10 protein-coding genes and 2 pseudogenes are annotated in these 16,225 nt (G+C 39.9%); 5 read left to right on the top strand and 7 right to left on the bottom strand.

The annotated features are described in order from the left end of the window. Positions 1 to 576 precede the first annotated feature (576 nt). The 4 genes from F0228_RS20725 to F0228_RS20710 form a co-directional block, all read right to left on the bottom strand. A complete protein-coding gene (locus tag F0228_RS20725) occupies positions 577 to 1,875 on the bottom strand; it encodes an aromatic amino acid transporter (RefSeq protein ID WP_171750930.1) in 1,299 nt (432 codons plus the stop codon). Positions 1,876 to 2,095: 220 nt separating this feature from the next. Beyond that, positions 2,096 to 2,734 carry a ParB/RepB/Spo0J family partition protein gene (locus F0228_RS20720; RefSeq protein ID WP_171388194.1) on the bottom strand — a complete coding sequence of 213 codons (639 nt, stop codon included), beginning with the start codon at positions 2,732 to 2,734 and terminating at the stop codon, positions 2,096 to 2,098. Next, positions 2,724 to 3,980, bottom strand: a complete 1,257-nt coding sequence (locus F0228_RS20715; RefSeq protein ID WP_171388193.1) for a DUF3440 domain-containing protein — start codon at positions 3,978 to 3,980, stop codon at positions 2,724 to 2,726. The genes F0228_RS20720 and F0228_RS20715 overlap by 11 nt, the downstream gene beginning before the upstream one ends. 161 nt (positions 3,981 to 4,141) lie before the next feature. Further along, entirely contained in the window at positions 4,142 to 5,272 is a 1,131-nt protein-coding gene (locus F0228_RS20710; protein WP_171750931.1) for a carbohydrate porin, read from the bottom strand. 235 nt (positions 5,273 to 5,507) lie between these two features. On the opposite strand from F0228_RS20710, the gene F0228_RS20705 reads away from it, so the two are divergent. The 3 genes from F0228_RS20705 (at position 5,508) to F0228_RS20695 (ending at position 9,524) form a co-directional block, all read left to right on the top strand. Next, positions 5,508 to 6,707: a ParA family protein gene (locus tag F0228_RS20705; protein WP_108167740.1), complete on the top strand. Its 1,200-nt coding sequence runs from the start codon at positions 5,508 to 5,510 to the stop codon at positions 6,705 to 6,707. Further along, positions 6,707 to 7,780: a ParB family protein gene (locus F0228_RS20700; RefSeq protein WP_105058899.1), complete on the top strand. Its 1,074-nt coding sequence runs from the start codon at positions 6,707 to 6,709 to the stop codon at positions 7,778 to 7,780. The genes F0228_RS20705 and F0228_RS20700 overlap by 1 nt, the downstream gene beginning before the upstream one ends. A 1,111-nt stretch (positions 7,781 to 8,891) precedes the next feature. Next, a complete protein-coding gene (locus tag F0228_RS20695; protein ID WP_171388191.1) occupies positions 8,892 to 9,524 on the top strand; it encodes a winged helix-turn-helix domain-containing protein in 633 nt (210 codons plus the stop codon). 68 nt (positions 9,525 to 9,592) lie between these two features. On the opposite strand, the gene tnaA is transcribed toward F0228_RS20695, so the two are convergent. Further along, positions 9,593 to 11,008, bottom strand: coding sequence for a tryptophanase (tnaA, locus tag F0228_RS20690; protein WP_171750945.1), 1,416 nt, complete (start codon positions 11,006 to 11,008; stop codon positions 9,593 to 9,595). Between the two features lie 467 nt (positions 11,009 to 11,475). Here tnaA and F0228_RS20685 point away from each other — a divergent pair, with 467 nt between their 5' ends. Further along, on the top strand, positions 11,476 to 12,762 hold the full coding sequence (locus tag F0228_RS20685) for an opine metallophore biosynthesis dehydrogenase (RefSeq protein ID WP_171388190.1): 1,287 nt from the start codon (positions 11,476 to 11,478) through the stop codon (positions 12,760 to 12,762). Positions 12,763 to 12,853: 91 nt separating this feature from the next. Next, the gene (locus F0228_RS20680; RefSeq protein ID WP_171388189.1) at positions 12,854 to 13,282 is read left to right on the top strand and encodes a GNAT family N-acetyltransferase; all 429 of its coding nucleotides are present in this window, start codon (positions 12,854 to 12,856) and stop codon (positions 13,280 to 13,282) included. Between the two features lie 120 nt (positions 13,283 to 13,402). Here F0228_RS20680 and F0228_RS26010 read toward each other — a convergent pair. Then, positions 13,403 to 13,859 (bottom strand): annotated as a pseudogene (locus F0228_RS26010) (metal-dependent hydrolase). Between the two features lie 1,591 nt (positions 13,860 to 15,450). Continuing rightward, positions 15,451 to 15,789: pseudogene (locus tag F0228_RS25870) on the bottom strand (hypothetical protein); the annotation flags it as partial. Between the last annotated feature and the right edge of the window lie 436 nt (positions 15,790 to 16,225).

Below are 16,225 nucleotides of genomic sequence, written 5' to 3'. Positions count from 1 at the left end.
GCTTTGACCCGATCTTAACTGCTTCGATTGTTAGTGAAATTAGTTCTGGTGAAAAAATTTCAGAATGGTCAGCAGTTTTCGGCATGTTTTAGTCACTGATTGTGAATACGACGTTAATCGCCTTTCAAGCCTATGTAATTGAAAAGGTACTTATTGAATACGCAACTGAGTACAATAGCTGATGAAAAACGATGAACTACCCTTACGACAATCTTATTACGTAACAAGTTCATTGAAACCGTGGCTTTGAATAGACACTAAGGAGCGGAATACATCATGGCGCAGGTCGCACAGATGACCTAGAAAGCGTTCGGATATATGTTACAACTTGCTTTGCGCCCAGCCATACTGCATCTTCATCAATCTAAAAGGTCAGAGAACCACGGTTAATGAGTGATTAGTTATATTGATCCCAATTAGTTGTTTTTTGAAGAATTTTAGGAATAAGGCTACGAGAGAGAGTGAATGTAGCTGAGCAGATCGTAGGTTCTGAATTTAGTTTCAATGAATGACGCAACAAAACCAGTTTTAATGCGGGTACTTAAGTGACACGGTGTGCCACTTAAGTAATTAAGGTTAAACTCCCTCAAAAACGGGCAGTGCTTCGAACATAACTAATATATTGATCACAATGATGCCCACACCGTAAATAAATACACCAACCAACACCAACTCTCCTCCCGGTACTTGGTAAGGCTTTGATTTTTTATGACCTTCTTCATTCTCCTCAAAATTGTGAGAGGTTACTTGCAGCCTCGATTTCCTTGCTAACAAGGCCGGTACTATACATGCCCAAATTGCAGCGGCCGATGCCGCATAACCAATTGCAGCAAGAAAACCGAAAGGAAAGAGAAGAGAGAAAATCAACGGCGGAATAAATGTGACCGCCCAAGTTTTGGTTCTGCCTTTCGAAGTGGCATCAAATTGGAATAAATCAGCTAAAAAATCGAATACCCCCAAGCCAACTCCTATAAAACTCGACAAAATAGCGGCCGCGGAAAAAGCGCTAATGACATTTGATAACGTCTCTTCTGCTAATACTGCTTTTAAGCTAATGAGTAAGGTATCTATATTGCCACCTTCGGCAATGATAGGTCCGAAACTTACTCTTGGTAAGTTCCCATAAATACTCATTAACCAAACGGTGTAAGTAAAAAGAGCGATGAACGTTCCACCCATGATGGCTTTTTGTGCGAGCCTTTCCTCACGGTAGTAATCTCTTAATGTTGAGACGCAATGGTGGTACCCAAACGCAGTCAAGGCAATGGGGAAAAAGACCCAAACGTATTGCGCATACTCAAATTTCAAATGAGCAGTATCAAGCAAAGTACTGAGATTAACATTAAACCAAAGGCCTACGGTGCCAAAGCTAAAGCTAAAGATCATAAAAAGCATTAGCACAATCGAAATACGGTCGACCATTTTTGTTGAATGCCAAACTAGCCCGGAAAAGATAAAAACGAAAAGGATGGAGGCTAGTTGGGGGGCAATACCAAAATATTCATTCAAAATTAGCCCTGAAGAGGTGATATAGGCATACAGCAAGATCCCCCCAACAAAGTAAATCATTAGGTTATTAAAGAAATTAACCTCTTTACCTAACAAATCTTTCGTTATGGAAGAGAAAGATGACCGGTAAGGGTAATCTTTTAAAACTTCGAGCAATAAACAACCACTGGTTGTCATGATAATCATGGTGAAAACCAAAGCCATTAAAGCCCCGATGGTCCAAACTCCAGCCCCAGCAGCTGGGAGCCCAAGCATACCAGCACCAACGCAAATACATGCGACGATGCAAGCACCTCCAATAAGTGAGGGCGGCTTGGTTGTTATTGCTGGTTTTGCACTGTCCATAACCTGTTTTGTACTATCCATAAGTGGTTACCTTTCATTAGTCCGACATTGCTTTTATGTATGATCACCACCCCATCCGTTCTATCTAATTTCTTCTTCTGAGGGATGACTATAAAAAAGCGCTAGAATCTGGACTCTAGCGCTTAAATCTTAGAAAAAAATAATAATTACAGACTAAATTAGGCACATAATCAGACTTAAACAGAATAAATTTCGTCTTGGTTTTCATCTTACTAAAGGATTATTCCCATGAGCGGGAGAAATCCTGATCTTTAAAGGCTGCTGCAAGGCCTGTGACCTGCTGCAATCGTAAAACCTCATCTTGGTCCATCCCTAGTTCGTAACAAATTTTGTTATTCGTCCAACCCATTTCTTTAAGCTGAATGATAAGGTCTGCAGTGAGCTCTACTTGATGGGAGCCTCGCGCAAGGTTATGACGAACAGATGCCGACATACACTTTTCTTCAGGTAAATTAAGTACCACTGCGGGGATATAACCTTTTAAGGCTTGTAACTCTGGGTTATTTAACAGTAATTGATAACGATGGAAGCCATCGATAACGACGTATTTTTTCGCTGCATTCTTTAAACGATTGACCAAAATAGGCATAGTTACGCCATTTTTCTCCATCGACGTTTTTAGGAGGTTACTTTCTGGAGGCGCCATTTTATTCGGGTTGTATTGGTTAGCTTCTATTTCATCAAGTGGAAGCATTTCAACATGACAAGCCGGCGGTAAATCAGGAATAAGCTCGATGAGTACTTTGGCGGCTTTATTGTAAATTGCTACCTTATCAATTACTTGTTTGTTCGAGTGATTGATAGATTTCAAAGGCTTCTTGGGACGATGCTGATAAGCTAGAATAGGCTCACTTTTCATTAGTATTACTCTCTTCTCCATAGAGGGCATGGTATTGCTTTGCTAAGGACTTGTTGTACCCAAAAGAGAGTCCTCGGCACCAATAATCATTTTTAATCAGTACTTTACAAATTCTTCTCCAACTAGGAACTTGCTTCCTAGATTCCAATTTACTCTCTGCGTAATCGGGGATGCAGGTCACTCCTTTTTGAGGACCGTTTTTACGCCACCATTGTAAGAATTTAAAAATTCGATCACGATAGTGTTGTTCAACATGTGGCGGCATAGTTTTTAGAAGGTATTTACTGTATTGCCGGTAGCTAAGCCCCGGTGGTAATTCAAAGCGATAATAACCAAGGATACGGCCCTGATTTTTTGAATACCGAGCGCCAAAGTTACAGCCTTCAACTCTGGCTACTAATTTTTGCCAGGTATGAGGCTCCAAAATTTGATATAACCAAAGCCCTTTTCTTTGCTCATCCCCAAAAGGTTGGCAAAGCCGTTGCTGTGAAAGAGGAACGCCAGCCTTATGCATTAAGTCGTAAATACAGTTGTAATCCCAATTGAAGCGCGAGTTAGCGATCCAAATATCTGGAGTTCTCCAATCATAAAGAGGGTAAGCCATGTAGACATCGCTCTGCATTTGAGTCGTCCAATATTTATCATCTAATTTCTTTTTGGCGCGATTTTTAATGGTTTTAAAACGATGTAAAGACTCATCCGCTCGTATACCAATGAGCACAGCAATTGGCGAGTCTTTCTTTTGTTGGTACCAACGAGCAAATTTAAAGACGAAATCCTCAAACTCCATACCTTTTTTAAAAAACGGGAAATACTCCAGATCGGAAATCACGCCTTCATGTTGTGGTATCTCTCTGACCCATTGCGCTTCCTTATCAGGATCCCAACAAAGCCATTTAGGCTGAAATTGTGAAATTGAATTTCTTAAGCTCAGCGGTAAACAAACCCAGTATGGATTTACTTCACCACGAAGTACCATACGCTCAATAAAAGCATGAGTTTCATGGTATTGGGCTTCGAAATCGACAATGAGTACATCAACAGGTAATCGACCACGTTTTTTTGATTCTTGGATAGTTAAATTCAAAAGAACACCAGAATCTTTCCCACCGGAAAACGAGACATAAAAGTGGCTAAAGTTATCGAGAAGGTACAATATTCTTTGGCGCGCTCCTTCGAGCACATTGTAATCCAGCTGAATCTTGTCTCGAGAGAAGGAACCTTTTCTTCTACCCTTGGTAATCATAGGTCCGCCAATTTATTAATATTCAAATAAAAATATATAAATCCCGTGTCTTTTATAAATTAATTATTGGTAATTAATTTAATTTCTAGGTACAGATTTGAAGCCTCATCGTAAAGAGCCGCTCTCCCGTTGTGATTTAGGTAAGAACGGCTTGGCTTACATTAAAAACTGAAGTGAATATTACCTCTTAAACCAACAACCCAGCTGTCATCAGCTTTTGAGTTATTCGGTAAAGAATAAAGATATTGCACATTAGGGGTTAGGGAAATCGGCCCCCAATTGATTCGGTAATAAATTTCTGAGTTATAAGATTCGTCCACTACCCTAGGGCTATTCGGTTTAGCCCAACCAACAGCAACACCAAGCAGACCAGGCCCTACCCCACTATATCCGGAGCCCAACACGACAGAAGATTTGTATAGAGCCTCAGGTCCTTGCGCGACACCGGCTCTGAAAAATGGTATCCATGAGCCCGTTTTATATATGGACGACCAATTTGCGCCATAGTTTTCGCTAGCTTGCTCTTTTCGCCCATCGCTGTGCCAAACGGTTAGGTGTGAATTCTTCAAATAAAAATCGTCTTTCGACTCCACCCAACCTATTTCTAGGGACTTAAAGTATTGATTATCATTAATGAACTGTTCAACACCATCGAAAGGCTTAGTCGAATCAGCTTTTGCATCAGAGAAACTTGCATAAAAATAATAATTTTCCGACATCATATGGCGTAGAACGCCGCCGAATGTTGATTCATCTGGGATTGGGATGGAACCGGAACCGGTACTAAACTGTAAGTTAGAAAAACCATAGTAAGGGTTACCCAACTGATAAGTATCAACATAATCAGTCGTATCTAAAAAACCAACCATCATATCGGTAGATTGTTTATTAAAGGTTTGTGTCCAATAAAGATTCGTTAACCTTAAACCTATATCACTAAAAGCGGGTTGGATTAAACCAAACCCTCCGACATTATCCATGACAAACTCAGAGGGCGTACTATCTGTATAACCGTGCTTATGATCGACCCTCAGCTGCAAAGCTCCAGTATCACTCTCTTTTTGATATGCAAGCCAATTTAATGTAATGCGTGCTATGCCAGCCGCTGCGCTGCTCTCCTGATCCGACAAGTTTTCACTCGACGTTAAACCAAACACATAGTAATCCACCGCACCCTTTAGAGCCTTCTCTTCAGCAGCACTCGTCCACGTTGGTGTGATAAAAACGCCAGCACCGACAAGCGTTAACCAAAAACGCTTGGCTTTCTCCGTAAATGGGACTTTTTCTCTCATATCAATAACTTCCTGTTGTTGTCATGGGGTTGTACGACTCAGCTCAACTTTATTGTTATTCAGTTGATTATTAATACGGATTTGGAAAATGAATACTTGTAATTAATAAATAATTTAAGTGTTCTGCTTTATTGATTTGTCATAATATTTGTTAAAATAAAAAATCCCTCAATTTTAGATACCAACATCAAAAAATGAGGTATATACTATTTCTCATTCCTATATGGAGGCAGAAATGGAAAACCAACACACTACAACCACGTTTCAAGCGCTTAAAACCGGTGCAGACGCTTATATTCAACGTCGCAATCAACGTTTACTGGCTAATCACCGCAAAGAGTTGCGTAACTTCACCCGAGCAGAGGCATCAACCTACCTTGGCATTGATGCAAAAACGCTTGATCGGTACGTTACTGCCGCTGAGATAGATCCTCGTCGTCATGAAGACTCCCAATGGTCGATCGATATCGCGGAAATGTACAAGGTACGTAACCTACTGCCAAATAATCTACGTAAAGACGATAAGTTTATACGCAGTGAGCAGCAAAAAACGCAAGTGATGGTTATCCAGAACCAAAAAGGCGGGGTTGGCAAAACCGTTTCTGCCGCAACTATCGCATCAGGTTTAGCGACCGAGTTTCACCAAGAGTACCGTATTGGTTTAATAGATATGGATGGCCAAGCCACACTTTCAATGTATTACGCCCCCGAAGCCGAGCAAGAAGGTAACTTGTCTGTTGGTGATCTGATGATGAAAACCTTCGATCTTGATGAAGGTGAAACCGTTGAACAAGTTATCTCTGAAGCCTTTCTTGAAACGACTATCCCAAACTTACGCATTTTACCTGCAGCACAAAGTGATCGGGCGATGGAAGGTTGGTTTCATGAGCAAGTGTTCGGCCAAACCTTAGCTTCACCTTATTCACTACTAAAAGACATCATAGATAACGTTAAAGACGAGTTCGATATCATCATTATCGATACCCCACCTTCGCTCGGCTATGCGACCTTTAACGCGTATTTTGCCGCAACGAATGTAGTGTTCCCTTTGTCGATTACAGAGAATGACATTGATGCTACCTGCTCTTACTTCAGTTACATTCCACAAGTGTGGGCGCTGTTAGAGAACGCAAACCATGAAGGCTACGACTTCATGAAAATACTACTTACTAACCATCGTGATAGCTCAACCACGACCGAATTAATGAATAACCTGTACGATCAGTTCTCTCCTTACTTGTACTCTAAAGAGTTTAAGCACAGCGAAGCTGTCCGCCAGTCATCTTCCCTACTCTCGACCGTGTTTGACCTGTCCAAAAGTGAATACCCGAAAAGCAAAGCAACCTTCCAAAGCGCGCAACAAAACAGCTATGAAGTGACAAGCCAGATCTTGCGCGATCTTCTCAACGTTTGGCGTGAACAGGAGAACAAATAATGGCGAAAAAACGTGGCGGTAGCCCTCTAGGCAATGCTCCTGGTTCAGCGCAAGCACAACAGTCCGCGGCCAAAGCTAATTTAGACACACTCACAAATCAACTCAGCACTGAGCTAGAAAAAAGTGGACAAAACGCTGAAGATTACCTTAGAGCGACATTCGGATTAGAGTCCGTTGGCCAAAAAATGGTTTGGCAACTAGCTTCTGGTTCAACAGCGACCTTTAACGAAGTGACATTGTCACACGATCAGGTTAAGCAGAACTCTTTTGTGACTTTTGATGTTAATGGCCGTGACCAATCTTTGCTAACCAAAGAGTCATTGGAAGATTTAAACTCGTTAGAGTTTCAACAGTTTTACCCTGCTGTTGGTCGCGAAATAGATGGTCGTATCGATGTGCTTGATGGCTCTCGCCGCCGTGCTTGGTTCTTATTTCAAGAAGGCCGCGTAAAAACATTTCGAATTCTCGTCACCCAAGACGAACTGTCTACTGCCGATGCCAAAGCACTAGCAAAACAGTTGCAAACCGCAAAAGAGCACAACCAGCGCGAAATTGGATTACAGTGTCAAACTCTCATGAAGAACGGCGAACTCACTCAAGAGGATACGGCAAAAATCTTAAATATAAGCCGCCAAGCAGTAGGTCGAGCGCTAAAAGCAGCCAGTATTGACAGTAAATTGATTGCACTATTCCCTGTCGTTAACGACTTGTCTCATACTGATTATTCACTGCTAGCTAAAGTGATGAAAGCCTTTACCAATGATAATAAAGCTTTGAGTAATTTCATAAAAAAAATAACCAGTAAAGCTGTCAATGCTCAGCCTGAGCAGAGCCAAGAAGACGCCAAAGACGAGCTGATTACTTGCATTAAAACTGAGTTAAAGATTGTTGAAACCAAACAACAATCAGACAAAGCTACCGTGACTTTGTTAGCTGAATTCGACAGCAAAGGTATGTTCGCACGTAAAAGAGTGAAAGGCCGTAACTTCTCGTATGAATTTGGGCGATTATCCAAGGATGTTCAAGCTGAACTTGATGAAGCTATCCAATCAATACTAGGTAAACATCAGTAACCCTCTCAAAAAAGGCTCTATTTCCTCGGAGCCTTTCTCCTTCTCTATAATCACTAGAATCCTACAAAAAAATAGGATGACTACAAGTAACACGACTAAGCCATTAATAACAAAATAGGTTTGGGGAACTTCATTATTAGACTTAGCATGACTTCATCCTCTATATCCAAAAAAATTGGCTAAGTGCAGAGTGCTTGACTCGAGGTGAGCCAACGTTTAAATGGTGGTTAAAACCTGACAAAAAAACCATTAATTTATGGCTAATAAATGAACTCAAAGACCTTGAGTTAATCCCACCCTAAAACAATCTATATTTCCGATTCTTGCGCTACAAACTGGGGAAGAAAAGCAAAATAATGCTACTTTCGGGTTGAGAACATCGACAAACACGCTATCCCAAAAGATTTTACGAGGGAAGTGACTAAAAACCGTAGCAAAACCGTCTGAGCGACACTATAAAGCATAGCTGGAAGGCGTAAAGAAAAACCACCGTAACAAACATCAACAACTGATTATTTTCTAGTATTCTCACCCTCCTTTTATTTCCTACTACACTAAAAAAACCATGACCTCATAAGGACTGCTCTTTTGAAGGATTCTATCCTATATAAATAAAGAATTTATAATTTCATATACTCACCCAGCTAATAACGTATAAGTTAATGTTATTATACTGGTTTATCTATAAATAATATAAATCAGTAAAAACTAATGGTTAAACACGTTTATTAATAATCATTTTTTATTAAAAATTCAGAATGTATAACTATAAATTGAAAGGGTACGATATGAATACATTCTCAAAAGGAGTTTTGGGGTATGGAGACACTTATATGCCGTTCTTTCCAATCATTTATCGACTTCTGCGACAATGATATCGTTGAGGGCAAAAATGTTCATTGCACCTTTAAAGCCTGTAAGGATAAAGACTGGCGTTGGATGCAAATCTACTTAGAAGAAAAAAGAGGTAAAGATCTCACCTTTAGCTTAATATGAAATTGGTGGCACAATTTCATTTTTTAAAAAACTCACACTTCAATTCAAAATATGAACCATTATATTAAGTCTAGATATAACCTAATAACCCCCCCTAAGAATATGGAGAAATGCTATGTTAAGAGCACAATTGGACAACGTAAAACTACCTATAGGTAATTGCGTATTGCAAAGAGACGAATCGGGGGCTCAACTCATTCTCAGTAATCAAAAATCATTTTCAATCACCCTGCCTGAAAGCTGCATATTAGAAACTCTGATCCAAAAAGAAGAATCTATCTCGACTAAAGAAGAGTTAGTCATTGCTGCATGGGGTAACCCGGATATCATCGGCCCTAACTCTTTGCCAGTCGCTATTACCAACCTCAGAAAAGTATTAGAACTTGATAGTATAAAGATCGTTAATGTTCCAAGAAAAGGTTACAAGCTCCATATCCCTGAGTTTGAAACTTCTCTAGACCCACCCAAACCGATAAAATCACTTCATTCTAACCATTTCAAAAGAACATCCAATAACTACCTAAGACTCTATCAATGGGCTCTTGTGGTCTTATCTTCTACTACCCTCTCTGTACTAATAATCAGCTATTTCTACTTTTGGCACACATTTGACATCGTCAACGTCAACGTCAATAAGCAATCGAGCCAAATCTGCCTAGCTAAAAAAGATGAACTTAAATTCATCATCTTAGCCTCTCAAAACAACTTAGTTTATCAGCCCCTAGAAAGCTATCACACTAACCCATAACCCTCATTACTCTTTAATTTTTCAGAAAAAGAGAAACAGCCCCTTTGCTGTATGCAAAGGGGCACGACTTAAAGTGCAGGTTCAAATGTAGCGTTAAAGTGTCTCAATACCTTAGGCTCATAAGTAAACTTTAAACCTGCAATCGATGAAGCACGTTTCTTTACTTCTTTAAAAGCGGCAATAATGTAATCAAGGTGGGCCTGTGTATAGGTTGCTCTGGGAATAGCTAAACGAAACAATTCAGCTGGGCAAGGAAGCTGCTTTCCTGTTTCAGGATCACACCCTAGTAATAAAGAACCGATTTCTGCACCTCGAATTCCTGCCACCTTATAAAGCTCACAAGACAAAGCATGTCCCGGAAACTGTTCTGGTAAAATATTAGGTAATAATGCACCAGCATCAACAAAGGCAGCATGCCCACCCGCTTGCTGGCAACGAACCCCTAACGCTTCTAAGCCATTAACTAAATATTCGACTTGCTGCAAGCGTGACGCTAACCAGTCTTCTTCCATTCCATCATAAAGCCCAACAGCCAAACGTTCCATCGCCCCACCTTCGAGGCCTCCATATGTTGGAAAGCCCTCCAATAACACACATAACGTTTTGCATTCCAACTGCACATCTAAGAAGCTATCGTCTTTGAAAGCGAGTAGCCCCCCAATAGGAACCATTGCATCTTTTTTTGCTGACATAGCAAAAATATCGGCATATTTAAACACTTCTCTAGTGATCTCTTGAATACTCCACTCTGAATAGCCTACTTCACGCTGCTTAATAAAATAAGCATTCTCAGCAAAGCGGGCGCAATCCATAACAACAGGGATATCATAAGATTTCGCTAATTCATAAACAGCCTTAAGATTTCCAATAGAGACTGGCTGGCCACCTGCAGAATTGCAAGTAATCGTGCTCACAATATAAGGCACGTTTTTAGCTCCAACCTCTTCGATTCCAGCTGCGAGCGCTTTCAAATCAAAGTTACCTTTAAAGTCTGCTTTAATTTTAGTATTAAAAGCTTCAGGTAAAGGCACATTGATCACTCGACAGTTATTGTGTTGGGTGTGCCCTTGTGTGGTATCAAAAAAGTAATTTGAAAATGCAGCCATTTTGTTTCGTTCTAGCCCCTTATCTCGCTCACATTTATTGATCAAAGCGGGGACATATAGCTGTTCAGCTCCCCGCCCTTGGTGTGTGGGGATGGTAAAATTATAACCAAAAATATTTTTTACCGCTTGACTAAGTGTCCTGTAGCTTCGACTGCCACTGTACGACTCATCACCTCTCAACATTGCAGACTGCATGGCTTGCGTCACTGCACCTGTACCACTATCAGTCAGCAAATCGATAAACACATCGTCACTCTCTAATAAAAAAGGGTTGTACCCTGCTTTCATCAGCGCCTGCTCTCGTTCTCGCTCCGTTGTTCTTTTAACTGGTTCAATAACCCTGATTCGATAAGGCTCCGGCAAATAGTGTGAATCCATCGGATGTTCTTGATTATTGCTACTTACTGACATAGGTATTTCTCCAGACATTTTTATTATTAAATGAGTGCTTGGGGAAGGCATAACTAAAACTCTGTAGTCAGTACATTCCACCCTGATTAATTACGGATTAAGGCGCTTCTAGCTTTTCTCAATCCAACCTCATTAAAATTAACCCAAAAAATGGGTTTGGATATTAATTTCAGCGTAAATTAACTATTAATAAACAAGGTATATTAAGTAAAAAATGGAACTGGAGAGGCCAAAAAATTGCGCTTTCCCAAGAAAGAAAATATTCAAATTCACGCGCAATTGGCAAGAAGGAGAGTAAAGCTAAGTCATTAATTTTTATTAATAATAATAATTAAATAAAAGATATATTCTCTATAGTTTTACTATAGAAAATCATGGTATTGATAAAGAAAATAAAGATACCTTTCTGGTAAAATAGAGATAGCGATTTTATTATGATTCTAGGCAATACATTAGTTGTAGGCGCAGGACCCGCCGGCATTCAAACCAGTCAGATTCTTTCTCCTTTTAGCAAAAAAATAGCTCTCATAAGCAAAAGTTCTCATCAATGGGAGAATAGAAAAAGACTAATGCGACAGCACGAAAACGTTGCTAACTGTGAAGTAAGTAATCCACAATTAGCACCACTAGTTGGTCTTATTAAATTTGATGAGCTTTATACAGACTTATCTCCCCTTCCCTCTTCCTGGGATACGTTAGTCCTAGCGACTCCCGCTCACGCTTATTGTGATGTGCTGGCTTCTTTTTCTGAACTCTGCTTAAAAAATCTAAAGCAAATCATCCTTATGTCATCCATGATCGGTGGGTGTCTTATTCTAAAAGGGATGTTAAAAAAGAAAGGGGCATCTCCAAATATCATTCTTTTTTCTAGCTACTTTGCAACGTCTCATTTTTCATATAATCCAACAACACAGCACCCCCTTACTGTCACGACTAAAACTGTGAAAAAAAGGGTGTATATTTATCTCTCCGAACCCAATGAGGTATTGTTTAATGCTTTAAGAAACGCCTTAGAAAAAGTTGAAGTTCAAGTCATCCTATTTGATAACCCATTTAGTGTAGAAGGCAGAAACATCGCAACTTATGTACATCCTGCTTTTTTAATCAATACGTTTTCTTTAGATCATATTATTTCAAACGAAGAAGACATTAAATATATGTACAAGCTCTATCCCGAAGGCCCTATCACCATGGGGTTGATCAAAGAATTACTACATCATTGGAAATCAATTTCTCGACTACTAGAGCATTACTCAGCGGAACCAATCAACTTGCTTCAGTTGCTCAATGATGAAAACTTCCCTATACATGAGGTTACAATTCCAAGGAATAAAATAGATTCTTTCAATGAACTTAGTGAGATGGAGCAAGAGTACCTACTCTATGTCCGATATAGCACAATACTGATAGACCCAGACCCTTTTTCAGAATCCAACACAAAAAAAAACACTTTTGAGGTTTCAGCTAAACCTTATCTCAAGGGAAAGGTTAGGCAAGGACGACTACAACTACCTAGAGCACCATTAGAAGATTTGCAGACACTTTACTGGCTTAATCACTTAGTTCAACAATCTAGCCTTGTTTCTTCTATCACCTTTCAATCAATAGAAGTGTTTGAATCTTGGGTAAAAGAAAGAAACCTACCCAGTACATTAATCCAAGCCTTAAAACAACGCGCTTATGAATACTACGTTTATGCGACACCTTCTATCAGCCAATAAATTATCCTTAATTACTATAAGCATAGAAGGTGTTTGCTTAGCATTTTACTGTTTTGCTTCACAAGAAGTAACGAAGGAAAAGGAGATTAAGGTGCGAATAAGAAAAGCAACTATCAACGACATATCCTCTATCAATGCTCTATGTCATGAACAGCTGGCAGGCAGCCACAGTAAAATTAGGCATTACAACAGAGAGCAAAACGAATACAGCTTGAATGATTACAACTTAAGTAATCTAAGAATTATTGACTTACTTTTCACCGAATCCTTGATGAAAGAAAAGATCGAGAATAAAAACATTTATTTTTTTGTCGCTGAAACAAAAAAGAAACAAATAGTAGGCTACCTAATAATCAGTGTTCATTATCCTAAAAAAAAGCCAGTAATCCAACAACGAGCTCCATCTTTCTATGCTTATATCGAACGGTTCTATGTATCGTGTCAATATCACGGACAAGGTATTGAACTAGCACTACTCAATAGTTTTGATTATTGGAAAAAACACAAATCAACCCACTAATATTATCTTTCAAAATACGGGGAAAAGTTGTCAATGCTCAGGCTGAGCATTGACAACTTTTCCCCGTATTTAAATTAGTCTAAAACGATTAGCTTTCCATTCAAGCGCCTCAATCACACCTTATTGATACATGCATCCCAATCAAAAAAGAAAAGGTGAAAACCAGTCCCACAAGTAAGGTGGGAGAGGGTAGTACACACCATCACCCCTCCGGCCGAAATAGCATATTCAATTGGGTAGCCTGTCCGAAATATTCCTCCAAACAAATAAAAACTTCTGTCGCTGTAAGGCTAGAAAGGGACCCCAGACACTGTCATCACATCAATCAAGATATGGCTAGCGCCGCCCCAAGCAAATGCCATCCCGATCCCGTAGGAATCCTAAACCGAAATAAAGGCGAGGGCAGCGAGTAACCATGAGTAAATACATGCGTAGAGCCTCGATGCTTGATGTGTCTATTACCAAGCTTAAGCACGTATTCAAACCAATTGGGGGCAGTTACACCTTCAACACAATGAGGCGATGAAATTACAGCGCAAATAGCGCCAACAATTAATGTGTGATTGAGCCATTTAATTGTGAATAAGTATCGGAAGTAGAGCGGAGAGGAAAGCGAGTTTTTGAAGGTAAAGGTCAAACTTGGTTGTTACCACCGTATAATTGGACTCATTCCTAATTACTAAAGAATTAGAAGTGAGTCCTTCCATGGTATCTAAGTGGATAAATGAACTTGTTGAAAGCGGTCTATTATCAACAGAATCGTCATTAGAAAATAACACAACTGATTATTCAACAGAGCAGCTATTTTTCATCGTAATTGATACTGCAACAATGTCTGAACGAGAGTTGGCTGAATACTGTAAGCTAAAGGGTTATTTGTCGATGACGTTAAAGCTTGGCGAACACTATCAATCAAGGCACAGAGTACAACATCGGCCTCCTCATTATCACACAATGAAAATAAGCAACTACGTGAATATCGCCGAAAAATAAAAAATCTAGACAAAAGAATTAGCACGTAAAGAGAAATCACGCACTGAAACGGCTTTATTACCTGATTCTGCGGGAAAAGTTCAATGCCCTCAGGGAAACCAGCGAGGAAGACTGATTCCTATTCCAGAGCGGCTTAAAATTGTCACTATTGTTGACGAAGCTGTACGTAAGGGGACAACAAAGACAACAGCTTGCACTACCCATTGGATTGTCCATACGAACGTTTCAGCGCTGGACACAGAATACAGGAGAAATCTCAGACGACAAGCGACAACACCTTCATAAAAATGAGCCTCACAACAAGCAATCAGAAACAGAAAGACAGCAGATCTTAGATACCTGCAATGCTCCAAAGTATGCAGATTTACCAACAAATATCATAGTTCCAATGTTGGCTGACAAAGGTATTTATATTTCTTCCAAGTCAAAATTTTATCGAGTACTAAAACCAATCAGCTAAGCAAACGAACTCGCACCAAAGATACAAAAAGCCTGCAAACCAAATCAGGTCTGGAATTGGGGGAATAGGAAGCAGAGTTACTCCAAAGGACAATATGGCGAGAAAGGTGCGTTCATAGGAGCACTACACTCTGACAACGGTGCTCCTATGAGAAGCTACACTATACTTGCAAAGATGTATGCCCTTGGAGTAGTAGATCTTACCTTACTCTAGGCCTTGAGTAAGCAATGACAACCCATACTTAGAGTCGTTGTTTAAACCAATAAAGTATTGCCCTTCTTGGCCACTTGATGGGTTATCTTCCATTGAAGAAGCTCAATGTTGGATGGATAACTTTGTAGATTGGTAAATAATGAGCATAAAGTATATAACACCTCAACAGAGACAATGCAGCGAGGATAACGAGACTCTCCGTCAGCGTATATAAATCTACGGCCAGACTCAATTGGCTCATCCAGGCAGAATCGGCAAACAAGAGACTGGAGTTATATCTATGAGGTGTACTTGACCCTAAAAAGTGCAGCGTAACCATTAGTGTTACTGAATTGTAAAAAAACGACAACTTGCTTGAAAAACAGCGGGAATCAGTGATCGGTTTAAACCTAAATGGATTATCAGAATGCTCCGATATACACAATCCAATCGGTATATGTAGCTTCATACATCACCACCAAAAAGAGATAAAGCCCCATTAGTTTCTATCGATCGATAGCTTGCTTGCTACTGAGGTAACTGTGGCGATACGACGTTGATACTCCCATTCCGCTCGCGAGATTGTTCAGTTGTCGAGTAAAACGGCATCTTGCCAATAACCCCAATGTAATGCTTTGTGGCTTCAAGCCATCCTTCTGGGTCATATTCATCGATATTGAATTCATGCCAGCACCAAGCTTACTCTTCTCTGGGTAGCACTTAAGTACAGTATTAAAAATTAAATCCGGATCCACTTTTGGTGCCGGCGGGAGGGTATGGGTTGAGACATTATAGTGGGGATCTTAACCTTTTAACTTTTAAAGTAGGGGGGGTCGTAAGACTTGATTTCTGACGGAAGCAACTCAGCTTCTTCTCAAGGGATCCTCATCCCCCAATCATTGGCGTAAGCAGCACTGAACCCAAATAAACTAATCCATATAAGGAAAACATTAATCAACACGCGTTGACCTTCTTCCCATTCCTAACATCTGTAAATCACCAAGCACCCACAACCATAAACCAAATCAAGGTTTTGCTGTGTCTAACTTACATCGCTTACTAAGTTAATTAGCTGTGAAAAAGACGTGATAATAGGCCAAAAAGATAGAAGAAGTAGTCCTTGCTTGACGCCATTAACCACACTTTGAAAGATAGTAAACATTTACGTACTATCTGTGCTTTCTAGTCAGTTTATGCGTATCATCGAAGTAAAGCTTGAGTATCAAGAAGATAATCAGCCAAGAAATCCACTTTTATCAAATTGAGCCTCCTCCAAGGCTTATAATGTTCTGAATGTA

The sequence above is a fragment of the Vibrio sp. 99K-1 genome (assembly GCF_013114585.1).
GTDB classification, from domain to species: domain Bacteria; phylum Pseudomonadota; class Gammaproteobacteria; order Enterobacterales; family Vibrionaceae; genus Vibrio; species Vibrio chagasii_B.
Note: the sequence above shows the minus strand (reverse complement) of the source record. Positions and strands in the feature narration are given on the sequence as shown.